Genomic DNA, 20,651 nt, shown 5'->3' with positions numbered 1-20,651 from the left:
CGGGCGCCGTGCACGCACATGTGGGAACAGGATGTCGACGACCTATCGTCTGGTGCTGTGGAACATCGACCACACGCTGGTCGACGTCGGAAGGGTCACCCGGGACGCCTACGCCGAGGCGTTCCAGCGGGTCACCGGACGCCCGCTGGTCCGGCTGGCGCCGGTGGCCGGCCGTACCGAGTCGGAGATCATCTTCGAGACCCTGGCGTTCAACGACATCGACGTGACCGACGACCACCTGCCGGCGTTCATGACCGAGCTGGCCCGGACGTTCGCCGCCCGGCGCGACCGGCTGCGCGCCGAGGGCCGGCTGCTGCCGGGCGCCAAGGAGGCGACGGCGGCCCTGGCCCGGCGGCGCGGCACCGTCCAGTCGGTGCTGACCGGCTCGATCCGGCCCAACGCCGTGCTCAAGCTCGCCGAGTTCGGCCTCGACTCCCACCTCGACACCGAGGTCGGCGGCTACGAGGACGGCGTCTACAGCAAGGCCGCCCTGCTGGAGCTGGCTCGGCGCAAGGCGTCGCAGAAGCACGGCATCGCCTTCGACGACTCCGCCGCCTGGCAGGAGGGCGACGCCAAGGGCGCCACCGTCTACGTTGCCGACTCCACCCGGGACGTGCAGGCCGCCAAGATCGCCCGTGCCGCCGTGCTGGCGGTGGCCACCGGCAGCGCCACCGAGGCCGAGCTGCGCGCCGCCGGGGCCGACGTCGTGCTGCCGACCCTGGCCGACACCGGCACCGTCGTCCGCGCCGTCGAGCACCTCACCGCGCCGGCCGGCGCCTGACCCGCCGCGCACGGCGGCACTCCCGGCGCCGCCGATGCGGGCGCTGGCGGGGGCGCCACCTCGTGCCGGGTATGACCCGCCGTGTTCCCTGCGGCCGATACCGTCATGGTTGTCCATGCTGTCGCGCGATCGACCGTACCGGCCGGTATATGCCCCGGCTGAGAGCCGGGCGGAGGCGATTGCGAGACTCTGGGCGAAGGTCCGATGCTGGGTGCAACCCGCACCATGGGAGGTCGTCGCGATGGGGCATGACGAGGCCGCCGTGACTCAGAAGGACACGGCCGCAGGTCACGTGCTCTGGGAACCGTCCGAGGAGGTGATCGACCGCGCCCGGGTCACCCGTTACCGGCGGTGGCTGGCCGAGCGCGGTCTCCTGGCCGGGGCGGACGGGTCTTACGAGGAGCTGTGGCGCTGGTCGGTGACCGAGGTTGACGCCTTCTGGGACTCGATCTGGTCCTACTTCGACGTGGTCGGCACCCGGGGGGACGGCCCGGTGCGCGAGGGCGGGCCGATGCCGGTGGACGGGCTGCGCTGGTTCCCCGGCGCCACCGTCAACTACGCCGCCAACGCGCTGCGCAGGGCCGAGGAGCACCCCGACGAGCTGGCGGTGGTCTTCCGGTCGGAGGCCGGCGGGCACCGCCGGATGAGCCGCCGGGAACTGGCGCTCCACGTGGCGCAGGTGCGGGCGGGGCTGGCGGAGCTGGGGGTCGGCCGGGGCGACCGGGTAGTGGCCTACCTGCCGAACATCCCCGAGGCGCTGGTCTGCTTCCTGGCCACCGCGTCGCTGGGCGCGATCTGGTCGTCGTGCTCACCGGACTTCGGCTCCTCCAGCGTGATCGACCGGTTTGCGCAGATCGAGCCGAAGGTGCTGGTCGCCGTTGACGGCTACGCCTACAACGGCAGGCGGTTCGACCGCCGCGAGGCGGTCGCCGAGATCGAGGCGGCGCTGCCGTCGCTGGCCGCCACGGTGCTGATCCCGTACCTTGACCCGGCCGGGGCCCCGGACGGGCTGCGCAAGGGCATGGCCTACGCCGACCTGCCCCGGCCCGGCCACGACCTGGCCTTCGAGGACGTGCCGTTCGACCATCCGCTGTGGGTGGTCTACTCGTCCGGGACGACCGGGCTGCCCAAGCCGATCGTGCACGGACACGGCGGCGTCGTGCTGGAGCACCTCAAGGCGCTGTCGTTCCACCAGGACCTCGGCCCCGGTGACGTGTTCTTCTGGTACACCACCACCGGCTGGATGATGTGGAACTACCTGATCGGCGGGCTGCTGGTCGGGGCCACGATCGTGATGTACGACGGCGCGCCCGGCGGGGACGTGCTGTGGCGGCTGGCGGCCGAGACCGGCGTCACCTACTTCGGCGTGGGCGCCCCCTACATCATGGCGTCCCGCAAGGCGGGGATGCGGCCCGGCGCCGAGCACGACCTGTCGCGGCTGCGCGGCATCGGGTCGACCGGGTCGCCGCTGCCGCCCGAGGGGTTCGATTGGGTCTACGAGGCCGTGCGCCCGGATCTGCCGCTGGGATCGTTCTCCGGCGGCACCGACGTGTGCACCGGGTTCGTCGGGCCGTGCGTGCTGCTGCCGCTGCGGGCCGGGGTGATCCAGTGCCGCGGGCTGGGCGCGAAGGTGGAGGCCTACGACGAGTCCGGCCGGCCGGTCGTCGACGAGGTGGGCGAGCTGGTGTTGACCGAGCCGATGCCGTCCATGCCGGTGTTCTTCTGGAACGACCCGGACGGCGAGCGTTACCGCGACTCCTACTTCGACGGCTTCCCCGGCGTCTGGCGGCACGGCGACTGGCTCAAGGTCCTGCCCGACGGGGGCTGCGTGATCTACGGCCGTTCCGACTCCACCCTGAACCGGGGCGGCGTGCGGATGGGCACGGCCGACTTCTACCGGGTGGTGGAAGCGTTCGAGGAGGTCGTCGACAGCCTGGTCATCGACACCGGCCGGCTCGGCCAGGAGGGGCGCCTGCTGCTGTACGTCCAGCTCGCCCCCGGCGCCGACCTGGACGAGGAGCTGACCGGGCGGATCAGGGGGGCGCTGCGGTCGGCGCTGTCACCCCGGCACGTCCCCGACGAGATTCGGCAGGTGCCGGGGGTGCCCCGCACCCTGTCGGGCAAGAAGCTGGAGATCCCGGTCCGCAAGATCCTGCTCGGCACGCCCGTGGAGCAGGCCGCCAACCCCGGCTCGATGGCCAACCCCGAGGTGCTGGACCACTATCGGCTCTCCTGAACGCGCATGAACACCGGACGCCCCGGGCATGTGGACCATGCCCGGGGCGCCCATCGACGCGCCTGGTCAGTACGTCGGGATCCTGGGCAGCCGAGGCCAGGCCGGACGGACCGCACCGACGTATCTGCGCCCGTAGTAGCCGCGCAGCGGTTGGGTCATGATCGGCCGGCCGGCCCTCGGCGCATGGACGAAGTGGTTCCTGCCCACGTACATGCCGACGTGCCGCAGCCCGTCGAACAGCACCAGGTCACCGGGTCTCAGGCGTCTTCGGGGCACCTTCTTGCGGATGCCCCGGTACTGGTCGTACGTCACCCGTGGGATGGCGACCCCGGCCCTGCGCCAGGCCCGCTGGACAAGGCCCGAACAGTCGTAACTGAACGGCCCCGTGGCACCCCACTGGTACGGCTTGCCCTGTTGCCGCAGGGCGTAACGGACCGCCCGGTCGGCGCGGCCCTGCCACTGTGCGATCAGCCTCATCCGCCGCTGCAGGGCCAGGCGCTGGCGTGCGGCCAGCGCGTACCCCGGCAGCAGCGCACCGTTCGCGCGGCCGTACAGCACCTGCCGGAAGGCCGGACCGTTCGGTGCACCCTGCTTCCCCTCAGGGCGACCGAACCGGTGCGGCATCGCGGCGGTACCGGCCTGTCCTTCTGCGGCCTCATCCGGCCGTTGCGGAACGGCACCTGTATGGGCGGCGACCCTGGCCTCCCCTATGCCCGGCACGAGGACCAAAGCCAGTGTCGCGGCACTACAGGCGGCCTTTAACGGAATTGACATTTGCGTCGTACCTCCTCTCGAAGATCGCCATCACCGTCACTACCCGTAGCCGTTCAATTGCATTCCGTCTTTTATCAATCACTGCCGTTCCCTCTCGCCCTGATGAAGGGCGAACCCGGCCGCTCCCTTCGGCATCACAGACGTTGTGGGACCGACCGGGAAAATCACCGGACCGCGGACCCGCCCATATTCGGAACGGAAGGATCGGCCATGGTGACCTCGGGCCCACAAGTGACGGCGGCGCCATTGCGCACGGGGGATCCGCGCCGGTTGGGCCGATATGAACTCACCGGCCGGCTGGGCTCGGGAGGCCAGGGCGCGGTATATCTCGGCCTCGCCCCGGACGGTCGTCATGTCGCGGTCAAGTTGCTGCATGCCGACCAGGCCGGGGACGACCTGGCCCGGGAGCGGTTCGTCCGCGAGGCGCGGGTCGCGATGCGGGTCGCCCGGTTCTGCACCGCCCAGGTGCTGGACGCCGACGTGGACGGCGACCAGCCCTACCTGGTCAGCGAGTACGTCCCGGGCCCGTCGCTGTCCCGGCTGGTGGCCGAGCGGGGGCCGGTCACCGGCGCCGCCCTGGACCGGCTGGCCATCGGCACCGTCACCGCGCTGGCGGCCATCCACCAGGCGTCGATCGTGCACCGCGACCTCAAGCCGGGCAACGTGCTGATCGGGCCGGACGGCCCGCGGGTCATCGACTTCGGGATCGCCAAGGACGGGCTGAGCGACACGATCTCCGGCCGGATCGCCGGCACTCCCTCCTACATGGCGCCCGAGCAGTTCCAGGGGCCGCCCTTCACCCCGGCCATGGACGTGTTCTCCTGGGGCGCCACGATGGTCTACGCGGCGACCGGCCAGTCCCCCTTCGGCCAAGACACGATCCCGCAGGTCATCTCCCGCATCTTGGGCGCCGAGCCCGACCTGGGCGACCTGCCCGACCCGATGCGCTCCCTGGTCGCCGACTGTCTGGCCAAGGACCCGGCGCTGCGCCCGACCGCACGGCAGATCCTGCTGCGGCTGCTCGGCCAGGAGACGGCCCCGGCGTCCTCGGCGTCCTCGGCGTCCTCGCCGGCCGCGCCGGTCGAGGAGGGGATGCTGGCCCGGGCCGCCACCATCGCCGCCAGTGGTGTCGCGGGCGCCGCCGGGATCGCGGGCGCGGCCGCCGTCCACGAGTCCCTTCCGTCCACGGGCACCGGCAACCCTCCGCTCCCGTCCGAGGGCATGCCCCAGGGCACGCCCCTGGGCACGGGCACCGAGGCGCTCCCGTCCGTGGGCGCGGCGGCCGGAACGCTCCCGTTCACCGACGCGCCGACAGGGCCGGTGCCGCCCGGCGCAGGAACGGCGCTGACGGATCCCGTTCTGCTCCCGTCCGGGACGCCCGCCGGGCGGCCGGCCCGGACGGCGCGCGGCTCCGGCGCGCGGCGGGCGATCGCCGCCTGCACGGGGGCGCTGGTGGCGGCCATGGCGATCGGCGTGCTGGTGCTGTCGGCCCTTGACGACAACGACAAGCCGGTCAAGCCCGTCTCCGGGACGTCCAGTGCGTCCACCCCCACTGGCCAGACCGGCCCCGGCACGGTCACCGGCGAGTACACCGGCGGCGAGGACCCCCAGGGGGAGACGGGCCCGGCCCATCCGGCCACGACGTCCCCGTCCACACAGCCGACCGAAACCCCGAGCACCGGGACGACCACCCACCCGCACAATCCCCACGAGACGCCCTACGGCAGCACCAGCCCCAGCGCGAAGCCGCCGACGTATCCCACCCCGACGCCGTCCCATCCGTCCCCGGAGCCGTCCCACCCCGACTCGGGCTCCGAAGAGACCGGAGACGACGACGGCGCCGCACCCGCCGAAGACGGGGAGGCGGCGCCCATCGAGCCGTAACGCGGCCCCTCCCGGGTCGCCGTCAGGCCGCCGCCCGCCGAACCGGAGCCCACACCGTCCGGCCCGGGACCAGCGAAGACGGAACCCGGGCCACCTGGGCAGCGGATACCAGGCGACGCCGTGACCGGGATACCGGTGGGTATACCGAGCTTGGTTCGGCACAAGGGGCTTTTGGTGACTACGCTGGCGGGCATGAGCGGCGCCACAACGGTGTGGCGAAGTTTCTAGGGGAGTGTTGCATGGGCGGCAAGCTCGATCTGGCCAAGGACGACCTGCTTCGACGAGCCGCGGAGGTCTGCGCGCAAGCCCCGGGCGGGCCGGTGGGCGACCTCGACGAGATGATCGCCTATCTACGCCTGTACTACCGGCACGTGGCGCCCGAGGATCTGCTCGAACGCGACCCGACCGACGTCGTCGGCCCGGCCCTGGCGCACCTGCGGCTCGGCCGCGAGCGCCCGCAGGGTCGCGCCAAGGTGCGGGTGTTCACGCCGGTCGCGGACGAGGACGGCTGGGATCCGGGACGCACGGTGGTGCAGGTGGTCACCGACGACATGCCGTTCCTGGTCGACTCGGTGACGATGGAGCTGGCCCGGCACGATCTGGCCACCCAGTTGATCGTGCACCCGCTGCTGGGCGTGGACCGGGACGTGGCCGGGGAACTGCACGGTTTCCGTGCCCACCGGGACACTCCGCACGACATCGACGAGTCGTGGATCCACATCGAGCTCGACCGCGTCGACGACCGCGCCCTGCTGGACCAGGTGCAGCAGGATCTGCTGCGGGTGCTGCAGGACGTGCGGGCGGCCTTCGAGGACGAGGCCAAGATGCGGTCGACGGCCGGTGCCATCGCCGCGGAGATCGCCGCCAGCCCGCCGCCGCTGCCCGACAAGGAGCAGGCCGAGGGCGTCGAACTGCTGGAGTGGCTGGCTGACGGGCGGCACTTCACATTCCTGGGCTACCGCGACTACCAACTGTCCGCCGACGGCACCACTCTGACCCCGGTCACCGGCACCGGGCTGGGCATTCTGCGAGGTGACAAGCGCGAGTCGGGTAGCTTCGCGTCGCTGCCGCCCCAGGTGCGGGCCAAGGCCCGCGAGAAGAGGCTGCTGGTCCTGACCAAGGCCAACTCGCGCTCCACCGTGCACCGGCCGCACTACCTGGACTACATCGGCGTCAAGAGGTTCGACGCCCGCGGCGAGGTGGTCGGCGAACGGCGGTTCCTGGGCCTGTTCACTCACGTTGCCTACAGCGAGTCCATCGCGCACATCCCGGTCCTCAAGCGCAAGCTGGACGAGGTGATCGACCGGGCCGGATTCACCCCCGACAGCCACGACGGGCAGGACCTGGCCGAGATCCTGGAGACCTACCCGCGCGACGAGCTGTTCCAGATCTCGGTGGACGACCTGGTGCCGATCGCGCTCGGCGTGCTGCGGCTGCGCGACCGCAAGCAGCTCAGGCTGTTCCTGCGCAAGGACGTTTACGGCCGCTACATGTCCTGCCTGATCTACCTGCCGCGCGACCGCTACACCACCCGGATCCGGCTGCGCATCCAGGAGATCCTGCGGCACGCGTTCAACGGCGTGGCGGTCGACTACAGCGCCATGGTGTCGGAGTCCACCCTGGCCCGGCTGCACGTGGTCGTGCGGGGCGAGCGCGGCAGACCGCTGCCCGAGGTCGACCCCGAGGAGCTGGAGGGCCGGCTGACCGCCGCCACCCGCTCGTGGGCCGACGACCTGGCCGACGCGATCGCCGAGCAGTGCGGCGGTGCGCGCTCCAGCAGGCTGGCCAGGATGTTCGGGGACGCCTTCCCCGAGGCCTACAAGGCCGACTTCGCCGCGCCCACCGCGGTCGCCGACCTGCTACGGCTGGACGCGCTGTCCGCCGACGGCGAGATCTCCATCAACTTGTACAAACCGCGGCGGGCGACGACCGGGGAACGGCGGCTGAAGATCTACCGGCTGGGCCCGTCGATCTCGCTGTCGCACGTGCTGCCGCTGCTGCAGAACATGGGCGTCGAGGTGGTCGACGAGCGGCCGTACGAGGTCGTCACCGCCGACTCCCGGCGCTACTGGATCTACGACCTGGGGCTGCGCTACGAGCCGACCGGCGCGGTGCCCGAGGGGCAGGTCAAGGAGCTGTTCCAGGACGCCTTCGAGGCGCTGTGGCGCGGCGACATCGAGAACGACGGGTTCAACGCGCTGGTACTGCACGTCGGCCTGACCTGGTCGCAGGCCATGGTGCTGCGGGCCTACGCGCTGTACCTGCGGCAGACCGGCACCAACTTCAGCAAGCGGTACATCGAGCAGGTGCTGCTGCGCAACGCCGCGATCACCCGGCTGCTGATCCGGTTGTGGGAGTCGCGCCTGGACCCGGCGCTGGTCGGCGGGGAGGCCGAGCGCAGCGCCGGCATCGCCGAGGAGCTCGCCGGCGCCCTCGACGAGGTGGCCAGCCTGGACGAGGACCGGATCCTGCGCTCCTACCTGGCGATGATCAACGCCACCCTGCGCACCAACCACTTCCAGCACAAACCGTACCTGTCGCTGAAGTTCGATCCCGAGCGCATCCCGGACCTGCCGCAGCCCCGCCCCAAGTTCGAGATCTTCGTCTACTCGCCCCGTGTCGAGGGCGTCCACCTGCGGTTCGGCTCGGTGGCCCGGGGCGGGCTGCGCTGGTCGGACCGCCGCGAGGACTTCCGCACCGAGATCCTCGGCCTGGTCAAGGCGCAGGCGGTCAAGAACACCGTGATCGTCCCGGCCGGGGCCAAGGGCGGCTTCGTCGGCAAGCAACTGCCCGACCCCACGAGTCCGTCCGGTCGGGACGCCTTCATGGCCGCCGGCGTGGCCTGCTACAAGGAGTTCATCAGCGGGCTGTTGGACATCACCGACAACCTGGTGGGCGGCGCCGTGGTGCCGCCGCCCGACGTGGTCCGCCACGACGGCGACGACCCGTACCTGGTGGTGGCCGCCGACAAGGGCACCGCCACGTTCTCCGACATCGCCAACGAGGTCGCCGCCTCCTACGGCTTCTGGCTCGGCGACGCGTTCGCCTCCGGCGGCTCGGTCGGCTACGACCACAAGGCGATGGGCATCACCGCGCGGGGCGCGTGGGAGTCGGTCAAGTACCACTTCCGCACCCTCGGCAAGGACGTGCAGAGCGAGGACTTCACCGTCGTCGGCATCGGCGACATGTCCGGCGACGTGTTTGGCAACGGGATGCTGCTGTCGGAGCACATCAAGCTGGTGGCGGCCTTCGACCACCGGCACGTCTTCATCGACCCCGACCCCGACCCGGCCCGCTCCCACGCCGAGCGCCGCCGGCTGTTCGAGTTGCCGCGCAGCTCGTGGGCCGACTACGACCCGGCCCTGATCTCGGCGGGCGGCGGGGTGTTCCCGCGCACCGCCAAGTCGATCCGGATCACCCCGCAGATGCGTCTGGCGCTGGGCATCGCCGAGGACGTGGCCGCGATGACCCCGTTCGAGCTGATCCACGCGGTGCTGTGCGCCCCGGTCGACCTGCTGTGGAACGGCGGCATCGGCACCTACGTCAAGGCGTCCGCGGAGAACCACGCCGACGTCGGCGACAAGGCCAACGACGCGCTGCGCGCCGACGCCACCGAGCTGCGCTGCAAGGTGATCGGCGAGGGCGGCAACCTGGGCCTGACCCAGCTGGCCCGGATCGAGTACGCGCTGCACGGCGGTCCGGACGGCCGCGGCGGGCTGGTGAACACCGACTTCATCGACAACTCCGCCGGGGTGGACACCTCCGACCACGAGGTCAACATCAAGATCCTGCTGGACCAGGCGGTGCGCGACGGCGAGCTGACCCGCGACCAGCGCGACGCCCTGCTGGACGCGATGACCGACGAGGTCGCCGAGCTGGTGCTGTGGGACAACTACGCGCAGAACGTGGTGCTGGCCGCGGCCCGCCGCCAGGCCCCCTCGATGCTGCACGTGCACGGCCGCCACCTGCGCAAGCTGGAGCGCGACGGCAGCCTCAAGCGGCGGCTGGAGTTCCTGCCCGACGACAAGGCGCTGGCCGAGCGGCGGCAGGCGGGCTACGGGCTGACCGGGCCGGAGTTCGCGGTGCTGCTGGCCTACGCCAAGCTCACCTTGGGCGACGAGCTGATCGCCTCCGACCTGCCCGACGACCCGTACCTGCGGTCCTGGCTGGTCGACTACTTCCCGACCCCGCTGCGCGAGCGGTTCCGCGCCCACATGGACCGGCATCCGCTGCGCCGCGAGATCATCGCCACCCGGGTGGTCAATGACCTGGTCAACAACAGCGGCACCACGTTCACCTTCCGGATCAACGAGGAGACCGGCGCGTCCAGCCCGGACATCGCCCGCGCCTACCTGGTGGCCCGCGAGGTGTTCGACATGCCGCGCTTCTGGCGGCAGGTGGAGTCACTGTCCTACCAGGTGGACGAGTCCACGCAGGTCAAGATGCTGCTGGAGGCCCGCAAGCTGACCGAGCGGGGCACCCGCTGGCTGCTGCGCAACCGCCGCCAGCCGTTCGGCATCACCGACAACATCGAGTTCTTCGCCGGCGGGGCCCGCGCCCTGACCGGTCAGCTGCCCAAGCTGCTGGCCGGCCTGGACCTGGCCGGGTTCGAGCAGCGCCGCAACGGCTTCGCCGAACGGGGCGTGCCGGACGAGCTGGCCGAGCAGGCGGCGATGATGGTGCCCGCCTACTCCACCTTCGACCTGGTGGAGATCGCCCACGACACCGGCCGGGAGGTGGACGAGGTCGCCGAGGTCTACTTCGACCTGGCCGAACGGCTCCAGCTGGCCCGGCTGCGCGAGCGGATCATCGCGCTGCCGCGCGTGGACCGGTGGAAGACGATGGCCCGGGCGGCGCTGCGCGACGACCTGTACGTGGCGCACGCGGCGCTCACCCGGGACGTGCTGGTCTCCACCGAGCAGGGACTGCGGCCCGAGGAGCGGCTGGTCGGCTGGGCCGACAAGAACCAGAACGCGGTGACGCGCGCCCAGCACACCCTCGGGGAGATCTGGGAGAGCGACAACTTCGACCTGGCCACCCTGTCGGTCGCCCTCGGCGCCATCCGCAACCTGGTCACCGCCTCGACCCTGCCGCGCCACTGACGGCGGAGGGCGGCAGCCCGGGTCCTCCACCTGACCGGGGGCGGCGACGCCCCCGGTCAGGTGCGCACGTCGGAAAGCCGGACGCTCTCGCCGAGGACGTTGGCGGTGCCCTGGGGCGGGACGTAACCGATGGCCAGCCAGGTCCAGGTGGCCTCGATCCTGGTGGCCGACAGCCGCTGCGCCTTGGTCAGGTGGGCGCGCACGTCCGCCGGGAGCGTGTCGGGCCGGCCGCTCCCGTTCGCCTTGAACGTCCGCCGCTGCTCGACGGCGTACCAGACCAGTGAGCCTCCGTCGTCGGTGCGCAGGCCGTGCACCGGATGGCGGTCCGGGCCGAACCGGGTGGTCACCGACCAGCCGGACGGCGCGTCCGAGCGCTTGGCCTTGTCGCGGGCCTGCCGGGTGAAGCGGTCCGGCCGGAACAGGGACTGGTCCCCGGTCGACAGGTAGGCCGCGTGGCCGCTCGGCAGTGACCCGTCCGCCGCCGGGATCGCATAACCGTGGCCGTCGTAGTCCAGCTTCGGAGGAGCGCCCCGGAACACCAGCCAGTGCGCGGCCCGCCACGGTTCCTTGGCCTTCTCCTGCCGGAACAACACGAGCACCTGCTGTGCGGCACCGCCCACGTCGTCCAGCGCGGCGGCGGCGAACCACTTGGGATGGCCGTCCAGCCGGGGCACGTACAGCGCGGGGTTGCGCAGGGAGATCCGCTCCGAGTCGGGCAGCCTGCCGTAGGTGCGGGCCCGCGCGGTCATCGGGCCGCGCAGCGCCCCGGTCGTCAGGTCCCGCCAGTCGTCCTCGTCGCCCGAGGCCACCGCCTTGTTGTAGCGCTCGGCCCAGTCCCGGAGGATCCGGTACGACTCCGCCACCGACACTGCGGGCGCTCGTCCCGCCTCGTCCGAGTCCGGCCCGATGTCCGAGCCTCCGCCGGTGCAGCCACCGGTCAGGACGGCCACCAGCACGAGCGGGCCGGCGACGCCGCCCGTCACGAGTCGGCGCATGCTCCCACCTCGGAATGGTCGACCAGGGCGCGGCCAGTGTAGTGACGTGGCCGGGCCGGTGGGGCGTCGGCGGGTACCGCCGGGCGCCGGCGTGACCCGCTACAGCGGTCAGGAAGCGCGGGCGGGGCCGGCACCCGGCGGTGCACATCGAACATCATCGCAGAGTGACCACCCGTTCACTCGGCGAATGCGGAAGGTTCGGCGGCCGATACCGGCCATGGGGCCGGCGGCTCAGGCCTTCTCGCTCTCCCGCTGCCGCATCCAGCGGATCTCGGCCTCGATGAAATCGTCGATCTCGCCGTCCAGCACCGAGGCCGGGTTACCGGCCTCCACCCCGGTGCGCAGGTCCTTGACGATCTGGTACGGGTGCAGCACGTAGTTGCGGATCTGGGTGCCCCAGCTGGTGGTGCCCTCACCGCGCAGGTCGGCCATCTTGGCGGCCTCCTCCTGGCGCTTGCGCTCCAGCAGCTTGGCCTGCAGCACCGCCATCGCCGAGGCCCGGTTCTGCAGCTGGGACCGCTCGTTCTGGCAGGACACCACGATCCCGGTGGGCAGATGGGTGATGCGCACCGCCGAGTCGGTGGTGTTGACGCCCTGGCCGCCCGGGCCGGAGGAGCGGTACACGTCGATCCGCAGGTCGCTCTCGTCGATCTCCACGTGGTCGCTCTGTTCCACCACCGGCACCACGTCCAGCCCTGCGAACGAGGTCTGCCGGCGCCCCTGGTTGTCGAACGGGGAGATCCGCACCAGCCGGTGGGTGCCGTGCTCGCCGCGCAGCGTGCCGTAGGCGTAGGGGGCCTTGACCGCGAACGTGGTCGACTTGATCCCCGCCTCCTCGGCGTAGGAGGTGTCGTAGATCTCGGTCGGGTAGCCGTGCCGCTCGGCCCAGCGCAGGTACATCCGCTGCAACTGCTGCGCCCAGTCGGCCGCGTCCACCCCGCCGGCCTGGGCGTTGATGGTGACCAACGCCTCGCGGGCGTCGTACTCGCCCGACATCAGGGTGCGGACCTCCAGCTGCTGGATGTCGCGCTGCAGCGTGGCCAGCTCGCCGTCGGCCTCGGCCCGGGTGTCGGCGTCGTCCATCTCCTCGGCCAGCTCGTACAGCGTGGTGACGTCCTCCAGCCGCTGCCGCAGTGAGGTGACCCGGGTGAACTCGCTCTCCAGGTGCGACAGCCGGCGGGTCACCTGCTGGGCGCGGTCCTGGTCGTTCCACAGGTCGGGGTCGGCCGACTCCTCGCGCAGCTTGGCGATGTCGGCGCGCATGCCGTCCAGGTCCAGCACGGCCTCGATACCGGTGAGGGTCGAGCCGAGCTCCTTGAGCTGTTCTACGGGATCGATGCCTGCCACACTGACGAGTTTATCGGCGGCCCGGCACCGGTCCGGTCCCTTCGCATCCGCCCGATCGCGTTCGCCTCGGCCGGGAACCGATCCCGGCCCGCATCCGTACGATTCTTGATGGCAGAATCTCTGCTCACCAGCACGGCAAGTCGGACGAGTCGGGGGGACAGGCGGTGAAGAGGACCTCACTGGCCGTACCGGCCGTCGCGGTGCTGCTGGTGGGCGGGATCTCCGGCTGCTCGGCCGAGGAACGGCGCGCCTCGACCACACCGGTGGCGGTGGCCTCCTCGCCGGAGCCGGAGCGGCTGACCCCGCAGTCGGCCGCTCACGAGTTCCAGCGCTTCGTCAGCAACGACGACGTGGCCCGCGCCAGCGGCGACGAGCGCCTGGCGTTGCACTGGGTGGCCGACGGCCAGATGGCGCTGACCGCCGCCGAGTACCGCCGTGCGGTCTTCCACGGCGAGGCGGTGCCGCGCTACGACTACAAAGCCCCGACCCTGTACGTGCCGAAGCTGTCGGAGTCGACCTATCCGCAGTGGTTCGTGGCGGTCGCCGAGCGCACCGCCAAGCCCGCTCCGGGTGCACGGACCGACCCCGACGAGGCCCGCACCGCCGTCATGGCCTTCATCCGCCGCAGCCCCGAGAGCCAGTGGAAGCTCAGTCTGTCCACGCTGCTGCGCGACAAGGCCGAGCTGCCCGAGATCGCGGTGGACTCCGAGGGCTACGCCGGCGCGGTGCTCACCGGCGAGACCGACCTGCTGATCCCGCCCAAGAGCGTGGCCGGCATCCAGGCCGCCATCGCCGAGGAGGGCCCCGACAGCGTCCCCGCCAAGCTGATGAAGCCGGGACCGGGCACCACCGGCTACTTCAACGAGACCCGGCAGATCAAGAAGCGGGCGGGCAAGGCGGGGCTGGCCTTCGACGTGGTGTTCCCCGCCACGCTGCACCCGGTCTTCCCGCTGCGCACCGCCGACGGCGGCGCCTTTGTGCTGTACGCGCTGGGCCGCGACACCGTGACGCTGGCCAAGGACACCGAGGACCGCCCGCCGATCCCCACCGACGCCGCCCACCTGCTCGACAGCCTGATCCTCGGCAACGAACTGCACGTCTCTCAGACCCTGCAGTTCGGCGCCTACGACCCCCCCAAGGCCAAGCCCAAGAAGCCCCAACCCAAGGCCGACGTCATCGCCATCGACGGCGCCGTCGTCCGCGCCGCCTCCCCCCAGAAGGTCAACTGACCGAAGCTCGCTCCGCCGCGGTCCGTGCGCTCGCGATCGTCGACCCCGCACCCGAAGGGCTACTCACCCAGAATCCCCGTGACCGCGACCTCGCACCCCAACGGCCCTGAAGGCCACCCGCGAGCGCGCCCGCGCGGTCTGGACTGAGGAGCGGTGAAGATCGTGAGGAACGAGCGATCTTCACCGCGACGAGGGAAGACCGCGCGCCCCAAGGCGCGCTCGCCGCGCGAGCGGAGCTCGCGCAATCAGTACGCGTGGTGCAGGGCCAGCGCCAGGGCGAACAGCAGGACCAGGGCGGCCAGGATCACCGCGGGCGGCACCACCGGCCCGTGGCGGTGGAACTCGTCGCGGGCCGCCCGGCAGCTGGGGCAGCGGCCCTCGCTGACCGGGTGCGAGCAGCGAGCACAGATCAGATGATCGCAGCTCATCTCGCGACCTCCCTGGGGTAAATGGCCTCTTTCGCCAACATCCAGCCTAACTGCCTTGTATGGTCGCCATAGCCGGTCCATGAGCATCGAAACCATGGAGACGCCGCGAGTGGACCGGGACGCTTGACTGTTCCCCCTAGACTGCTCCCAGGTCAACCGGGCTGCTATCCCGGAGTGCCCGCGTCCTGAAGCGCGGAACCCCTCGGGGGTGGCCAAGGAGCCGTTCCCAGCCTCTAGACTGACGAGCCGTGATGCAGCCGTGATCCACTTCGACAACGTCACCAAGGTCTACCCGAACCAGAACCGGCCGGCCCTCCAGCACGTGAACGTCGCCATCGAGAAGGGCGAGTTCCTGTTCCTGGTCGGTCCCTCGGGTTCGGGCAAGTCGACGTTCCTGCGCCTGGTCCTCAAGGAGGAGCGGCCGTCGCAGGGGCACGTCCATGTGGCCGGCAAGGACCTCAACCGGCTCACCAACTGGAAGGTGCCGCACCTTCGCCGCCGGATCGGCTGCGTCTTCCAGGACTTCCGGTTGCTGCCCAACAAGAACGTCTTCGAGAATGTCGCCTTCGCGCTGGAGGTGATCGGCAAGCCGCGGCGGTTCATCGCCAAGGTGGTGCCGGAGGTCATCGATCTCGTGGGCCTGGAGGGCAAGGCGCACCGGATGCCCGACGAACTGTCCGGCGGCGAGCAGCAGCGTGTCGCCATCGCCCGGGCCTTCGTCAACCGACCGATGATCCTGCTCGCCGACGAGCCCACCGGGAACATCGACCCGGCCACCTCGATCGGCATCATGAAGGTGCTGGACCGCATCAACCGGACCGGCACCACCGTCGTCATGGCCACCCATGACGCCGCGATCGTCGACGCCTTCCGTAAGCGCGTCGTCGAACTGGAGGACGGCCGGGTCGTCCGGGACCAGTCACGCGGCGTGTACGGCCAGGCGTACTGACACAGCCTGCACCGAGCCCGGCCCGGATCCCCGGCAGGCGAGGTCGACCAAGGACAGCGAGGCATGCGCGCACAGTTCGTTCTCCAGGAGATCTGGATCGGTCTCCGCCGGAACCTGACGATGACCATCTCCCTGGTCATCACCGTGGCGATCGCCATGGCGCTGTTGGGCACCGGCCTGCTCATCAAGCTCCAGGTCGACAGCTCCAAGAGCTACTGGCACGACCGCATCGAGGTCTCGATCTTCTTGTGCGCGAAGACGAGCTCCAACGCCAACTGCAACAAGACCGACGTCACCGAGCAGCAGAAGCAGGAGATCCAGAACGATCTCAAGGGCCTGTCGGTGGTGAAGGAGGTCAAGTACGAGAGCAAGGAAGAGGCGTTCGAGCGGTTCAAGGAGAGCTTCTCCAACAGCCCCGGCTTCGTGAACAGCACCAAGGTCGGCGACATCCCCGACTCCTTCCGCGTCCGGCTCAAGGACCCGGAGAAGTTCGAGGAGGTCACCAAGCTGCTGGCGAACCGGGCGGGCGTGGACCAGGTGGTCAACGAGAAGGAGATCCTGGACCGCTTCTTCAAGATCCTCAACGGCCTGCAGTGGGCGGCCATCATGATCGCGGTGATCCAGGTGGTCGCGGCGGTGCTGCTGGTGGCCAACACGGTCCGGCTGTCGGCGTTCAACCGCAGACGTGAAACCGGCATCATGCGGCTGGTCGGCGCCTCCAACCTGTACATCCAGCTGCCGTTCATCCTGGAGGGTGCGATCGCCGGGCTGATCGGCGGCGGCTTCGCGGCCATCCTGCTGGTCGGCAGCAAGGTCGTGCTGATCGACCAGCTGCAGGAGTCGCTGCAGTTCACCAGCCAGCTCGGCTGGGGCTCGGTGTTCGGCGTGATCGTGTTCTCGATCTGCGTCGGCGTGCTGCTGTGCGCCGCCGCCTCCTTCCTGAGCCTGCGCCGATACCTGCGGATCTGAGTCGGGACCCGCCCTACACTCGTTGCCATGCTCCGGCTCACCGGTCGTGTACCCCGAGGCCTGACCGCCGGCGGATTGACCCGTGGCGCGGCGCTGGTCCTCGTGGTCGTGTGCGCCTACGGTGCGGGGGTGGCGACCGGTGCCGGCGCCCCGCCGTCCGCCGAGCCGTCCCGGCCGGGGCCGCTGGACGAGGCGGCCGGGCGGATCGCCCGCGAGTCCGCGCTGCCGGTCGGCCGGGCCGACCTGCAACGCGCCGCGGTGGACGGCATGCTGCGCCGGCTCGGCGACCGCTGGGCCCGCTACTACACCGCCCAGGAGTACGACGACGAGCGGGGCCGCCTGAACGGCCGCTACAGCGGCGTCGGGCTGTGGCTCGGCGTCGAGGAGGACCCGGCCGGCGGCCCCGGGCCGGTCCGGGTGGCCAGCGTGCAGCCGGGGTCGGCCGCCGAACGGGCCGGGGTCCGGGTCGGTGACGTCGTCGCCCGGGTCGGTGACCGCCCGGTCGACGGCTGGACGGTGGGCAGGGTGGCGGCCGCGCTGCGCGGCGGTCCCGGCTCCGCCGTGACGCTGACCGTCCGCAGGGGGAGCGCCGAGCACCGGTTCCGGCTGGTACGTGCCACCGTGCGGACCGGCGACGTGACCGTGCAGCAGCGGCCCGGCGACGTTCAGCTGATCCGGGTCTCGGCGTTCACCCGGGGCGTGGGGCGGCAGGTGCGCGACGCCGTCGGCCGGCAGGCCGACCGACACCGCGGTGGCCTGATACTGGATCTGCGCGGCAATCCCGGCGGGCTGCTGGACGAGGCGGTCGAGACGTCTTCGGCGCTGCTGACCGACGGGACGGTCGTCACCTATGAGCGGCGTGGCGCGCCGCCCCGCGAGCTGCAGGTCACCGCGCCGGGGGACGGGCGCACCCCGCTGGTGGTGCTGGTGGACGCCGGTACGGCCAGCGCCGCCGAGGTGGTCGCCGGATCCCTGCGCGACCGGGACCGCGCGGTGATCATAGGATCGCGTACGTATGGGAAGGGATCGGTGCAGGAACCGGTCCGGCTGCGCGACGGCTCGGTGATCGAGCTGACCGTGGGGCGCTACCGCACGCCGAGCGGCCGCGACCTCGACGGGGCCGGGATCGACCCCGACGTGACGGTCTCGGCCGACCACCCGCCGGAGGAGGCCGTCAGACGCGCGGACACGGTGCTGCGCGGACTGGTGGCCGCCGCGCCGACCAAGGACCGAGGCTGACCCGTACCGCCCGCAAGAAGAACTGAGGCTGATTTCGTGCCACGTGAGACAGGTCGCAAGCTGGTCGCCCAGAACAAGCGGGCCCGCTACGACTACCACCTCGACGACACCTGGGAGGCCGGCCTGGTGCTGACCGGCACCGAGGTCAAGGCGCTGCGCGCCGGCCGGGCCTCGCTGGCCGACGGGTACGCGCGGGTCAAGGACGGCGAGGTCTGGCTGGAGGGCGTGCACATCCCCGAGTACCTGCAGGGCACCTGGACCAACCACGCGCCGCGGCGGCCGCGCAAGCTGCTGCTGCACCGGCGGGAGATCCAGAAGATCATCGTCAAGACCAAGGAGCCCGGGGTGACGATCGTCCCGCTGTCGCTGTACTTCAGGGACGGCAAGGCCAAGGTCGAGATAGCCCTGGCCCGTGGTAAGAAGAGCTACGACAAGCGTCAGGCGATCGCGAAACGGGAAGCCGGGCGGGAGATGGAAAGAGCGCGTTCGGCCCGGCTGCGGGCCCGGACCGGCGGCAGGGGCTGAGCATGGGGCTCGCACGCACGGGGTCCGGCGGCCGTGCCCGCCGGGTGATCTCGGTGGCGGCCTGTGGAGCCCTGGTCGCCGGCACCACCTCGGCCTGCTTCGCCGAGACGTCGGCGATGCCGGCCATGCGGGACTTCCTGGTCGCCTGGCAGGTGGGCAACTACGAGGCGGCCGCCCGCAAGACGGTGGGCGCCGACCAGAAGGTGGTGGCCACCGCGCTGGCCCAGGTCCGCGACCAGCTCGACGCCGCCTCCATGAGGCTGGCCCTGGGCCTGCCCACCGCGCCCGGCGAGGACAAGCCCAAGGCCATCGTGCGCAAGGGCGACCAGGCCGAGGCCCGCTTCTCGGTCAAGATCGACCTGGGGGAGAACGGCGAGCCGTTCAGCTATCCCGGTCAGATGCACCTCAAGCGGGTCGGCGGCAAGTGGAAGGTGGTCTGGAGCCCCTCGCTGATCCACCCGAACCTGCGCGCCGGCCAGCGGCTGGCGGTGGTGACCGAGACCCAGCCACGCGGTGACGTGCAGGACACCCGCGGCACGTCGCTGCTGAGCAAGGTCCCCGCCGACCTGGTCGGCGTCTATCCGGGGCAGTTGCGCGACCCGCAGCGCACCATCACCCAGCTGGTGGAGGCCACCGCCTCCAACGGCCGCCGGCTGGACGCCGAGCGACTGCTGGGCCGGGTGCGGTCGGCCCCGCCCACCACGTTCCTGCCGCTGGTCACGCTGAACCGCGCCGAGCACGCCGGGCTGGCGTTCCGGCTGCAGCGGATCCAGGGGCTGCAGGTCAAGACGGTCACCGCGCCGATCATGCCGACCTGGGCACCGGAGCTGGTCGGCAGCCTCGGCCCGGCCACCGACGATCGCCTCCAGCGGGTCGGCGCCCCCTACCAGCCGGGCGACACCATCGGCGTCAGCGGCATCCAGCTGCTGCACCAGCGCTGGCTGGCCGGAACCCCCACGGTCAAGGTGGTGGCCGTCGACCCGAACGGCCAGCACCGCGAGGTGCTGGCCGAATGGGGCGGCCAGGCGCCGCAGACGGTCAGCACCTCGCTGGACGTCCGGCAGCAGATCCGGGCCGAGCGGGCGCTGTCCGCGCTGCCGGTGCCGGCCTCGATGGCGGTCGTCCGCGCCAAGAACGGCGAGGTGCTGGCGGTGGCCAACCACCGCACCGCCGGCCAGAACCGGGCCATGGAGGGCCGCTACCCGCCCGGCTTCACCTTCGGGATCGTGTCGGCCGAGGCGCTGCTGCAGAGCGGCATGAGCGAGAAGGACAAGACCGAGTGCCCGGCCACCGCCACGGTCGGCGGCCGGCAGTTCACCAACCGCGGCGGGGCCCGCGCCGACAACACCTTCCAGTACCACTTCGGCTACACCTGCGCGACCACGCTGGCCTCGCTGAGCACCCGCATCGACGGCGCCACCCTGGTGCGGGAGGCCGCCAGGTTCGGGTTCGGCAAGGACTGGCAGCTGTCGGTGCCCGCCTTCTCCGGCAGCGTTCCGATGCCGGCCAACGACGGGGAGAAGGCCGAGGCCGTGATCGGGCGGGGCAAGGTGCTGGCCAGCCCGCTGGGCATGGCGCTGACGGCCGGGGCGGTCAGCAGTGGTCTGTGGCGCCCCCCGCTGCTGCTGCGCGCCCCGCAGGACCGCCAGACCGTGCAGCCCCAGCCGCTGGCCGCCGTCCCCGCCGGTGACCTGGGGCTCATGATGCAGCGCGGGGTCCACTCCGGGACCGCCCGGGAGGCCAAGGTGCCCGGCGCCGTGCCGGTGCACGGTGTGGTCGACACGGTCCAGTACCAGGAGGGCGGTAGGACCCGGACGGTCTCGTGGTTCGTCGGCTTCCGCGGCGACATCGCGTTCGCCATCGCCGTCGAGGGCAACGTCTCCGCGGCGCAGGTCGCGGCCAAGTTCCTCACCGGCTAGCGGACCCTGCCCCTGATCGTTACCGCTTTGTTATCTCTTTACCTGGGGGGCGCAACCGAACGTGCCCTCCCGCTCGTCTTCATAAGTGACTGAGACACCGCTTGGGGGGTTGCGGACTCAGTCGCCGTGATGAGACCAGAGCCTCGTCTCGGGGGAGGCTCTGCCGTCCGGACCGGCCCGACCCTGCCGGTCAGCCCCGGTGGGTGCGTCTAGCGCGCCCACCGGGGCGTTTTCATGGTCGCGGCTCCGCCGCGACGGCTCGCGGGCCTTTGGT

General features: G+C 71.4%; 14 protein-coding genes. 10 read left to right on the top strand and 4 right to left on the bottom strand.

What is annotated here, in order from left to right:
- The first annotated feature begins 31 nt into the window (after positions 1–31).
- Positions 32–781 (top strand): HAD family hydrolase, encoded by a 750-nt coding sequence (locus C4U03_RS07225; RefSeq protein WP_103936838.1) that lies wholly within the window; start codon positions 32–34, stop codon positions 779–781.
- Positions 782–1,022: 241 nt separating this feature from the next.
- A complete protein-coding gene (locus C4U03_RS07220; RefSeq protein WP_103936837.1) occupies positions 1,023–3,017 on the top strand; it encodes an acetoacetate--CoA ligase in 1,995 nt (664 codons plus the stop codon).
- A 66-nt stretch (positions 3,018–3,083) separates the two neighbouring features.
- Here C4U03_RS07220 and C4U03_RS07215 read toward each other — a convergent pair whose 3' ends face one another.
- Positions 3,084–3,575 (bottom strand): C40 family peptidase, encoded by a 492-nt coding sequence (locus C4U03_RS07215; protein ID WP_235017686.1) that lies wholly within the window; start codon positions 3,573–3,575, stop codon positions 3,084–3,086.
- 486 nt (positions 3,576–4,061) lie between these two features.
- On the opposite strand from C4U03_RS07215, the gene C4U03_RS07210 reads away from it, so the two are divergent.
- The gene (locus tag C4U03_RS07210; protein ID WP_327372392.1) at positions 4,062–5,675 is read left to right on the top strand and encodes a serine/threonine-protein kinase; all 1,614 of its coding nucleotides are present in this window, start codon (positions 4,062–4,064) and stop codon (positions 5,673–5,675) included.
- Between the two features lie 239 nt (positions 5,676–5,914).
- The gene (locus C4U03_RS07205) at positions 5,915–10,777 is read left to right on the top strand and encodes an NAD-glutamate dehydrogenase (protein WP_103936834.1); all 4,863 of its coding nucleotides are present in this window, start codon (positions 5,915–5,917) and stop codon (positions 10,775–10,777) included.
- A gap of 56 nt (positions 10,778–10,833) precedes the next feature.
- Here C4U03_RS07205 and C4U03_RS07200 read toward each other — a convergent pair whose 3' ends face one another.
- Positions 10,834–11,772, bottom strand: coding sequence for a hypothetical protein (locus C4U03_RS07200; protein WP_103936833.1), 939 nt, complete (start codon positions 11,770–11,772; stop codon positions 10,834–10,836).
- A gap of 231 nt (positions 11,773–12,003) precedes the next feature.
- Complete coding sequence (prfB, locus tag C4U03_RS07195) at positions 12,004–13,119, bottom strand: peptide chain release factor 2 (RefSeq protein WP_103936832.1); 1,116 nt, start codon at positions 13,117–13,119, stop codon at positions 12,004–12,006.
- Positions 13,120–13,283: 164 nt separating this feature from the next.
- Between prfB and C4U03_RS07190 the strand changes: the two genes are divergently transcribed.
- Positions 13,284–14,348, top strand: a complete 1,065-nt coding sequence (locus C4U03_RS07190) for a hypothetical protein (RefSeq protein WP_103936831.1) — start codon at positions 13,284–13,286, stop codon at positions 14,346–14,348.
- 245 nt (positions 14,349–14,593) lie between these two features.
- On the opposite strand, the gene C4U03_RS07185 is transcribed toward C4U03_RS07190, so the two are convergent.
- Complete coding sequence (locus tag C4U03_RS07185; RefSeq protein ID WP_103936830.1) at positions 14,594–14,776, bottom strand: hypothetical protein; 183 nt, start codon at positions 14,774–14,776, stop codon at positions 14,594–14,596.
- A gap of 259 nt (positions 14,777–15,035) precedes the next feature.
- On the opposite strand from C4U03_RS07185, the gene ftsE reads away from it, so the two are divergent.
- The 5 genes from ftsE to C4U03_RS07160 all read left to right on the top strand — a co-directional run bounded on the left by ftsE (position 15,036) and on the right by C4U03_RS07160 (position 20,377).
- Positions 15,036–15,725, top strand: coding sequence for a cell division ATP-binding protein FtsE (gene ftsE / locus C4U03_RS07180; protein ID WP_103936829.1), 690 nt, complete (start codon positions 15,036–15,038; stop codon positions 15,723–15,725).
- Positions 15,726–15,788: 63 nt separating this feature from the next.
- Positions 15,789–16,694 carry a permease-like cell division protein FtsX gene (ftsX, locus tag C4U03_RS07175; RefSeq protein ID WP_103936828.1) on the top strand — a complete coding sequence of 302 codons (906 nt, stop codon included), beginning with the start codon at positions 15,789–15,791 and terminating at the stop codon, positions 16,692–16,694.
- Between the two features lie 27 nt (positions 16,695–16,721).
- The gene (locus C4U03_RS07170; protein ID WP_103936827.1) at positions 16,722–17,933 is read left to right on the top strand and encodes a S41 family peptidase; all 1,212 of its coding nucleotides are present in this window, start codon (positions 16,722–16,724) and stop codon (positions 17,931–17,933) included.
- Between the two features lie 36 nt (positions 17,934–17,969).
- Positions 17,970–18,458: an SsrA-binding protein SmpB gene (gene smpB, locus C4U03_RS07165; RefSeq protein WP_103936826.1), complete on the top strand. Its 489-nt coding sequence runs from the start codon at positions 17,970–17,972 to the stop codon at positions 18,456–18,458.
- A gap of 2 nt (positions 18,459–18,460) precedes the next feature.
- Positions 18,461–20,377 (top strand): penicillin-binding transpeptidase domain-containing protein, encoded by a 1,917-nt coding sequence (locus tag C4U03_RS07160; RefSeq protein WP_103936825.1) that lies wholly within the window; start codon positions 18,461–18,463, stop codon positions 20,375–20,377.
- The last annotated feature ends 274 nt before the right edge of the window (positions 20,378–20,651 follow it).

Origin of the sequence: Thermomonospora echinospora (assembly GCF_900108175.1) — a bacterium.
Taxonomy (GTDB): Bacteria; Actinomycetota; Actinomycetes; order Streptosporangiales; family Streptosporangiaceae; genus Thermomonospora; species Thermomonospora echinospora.
The sequence above is the reverse complement of the archived record's forward strand: the minus strand, read 5'-3'. Positions and strand labels throughout refer to the sequence as shown.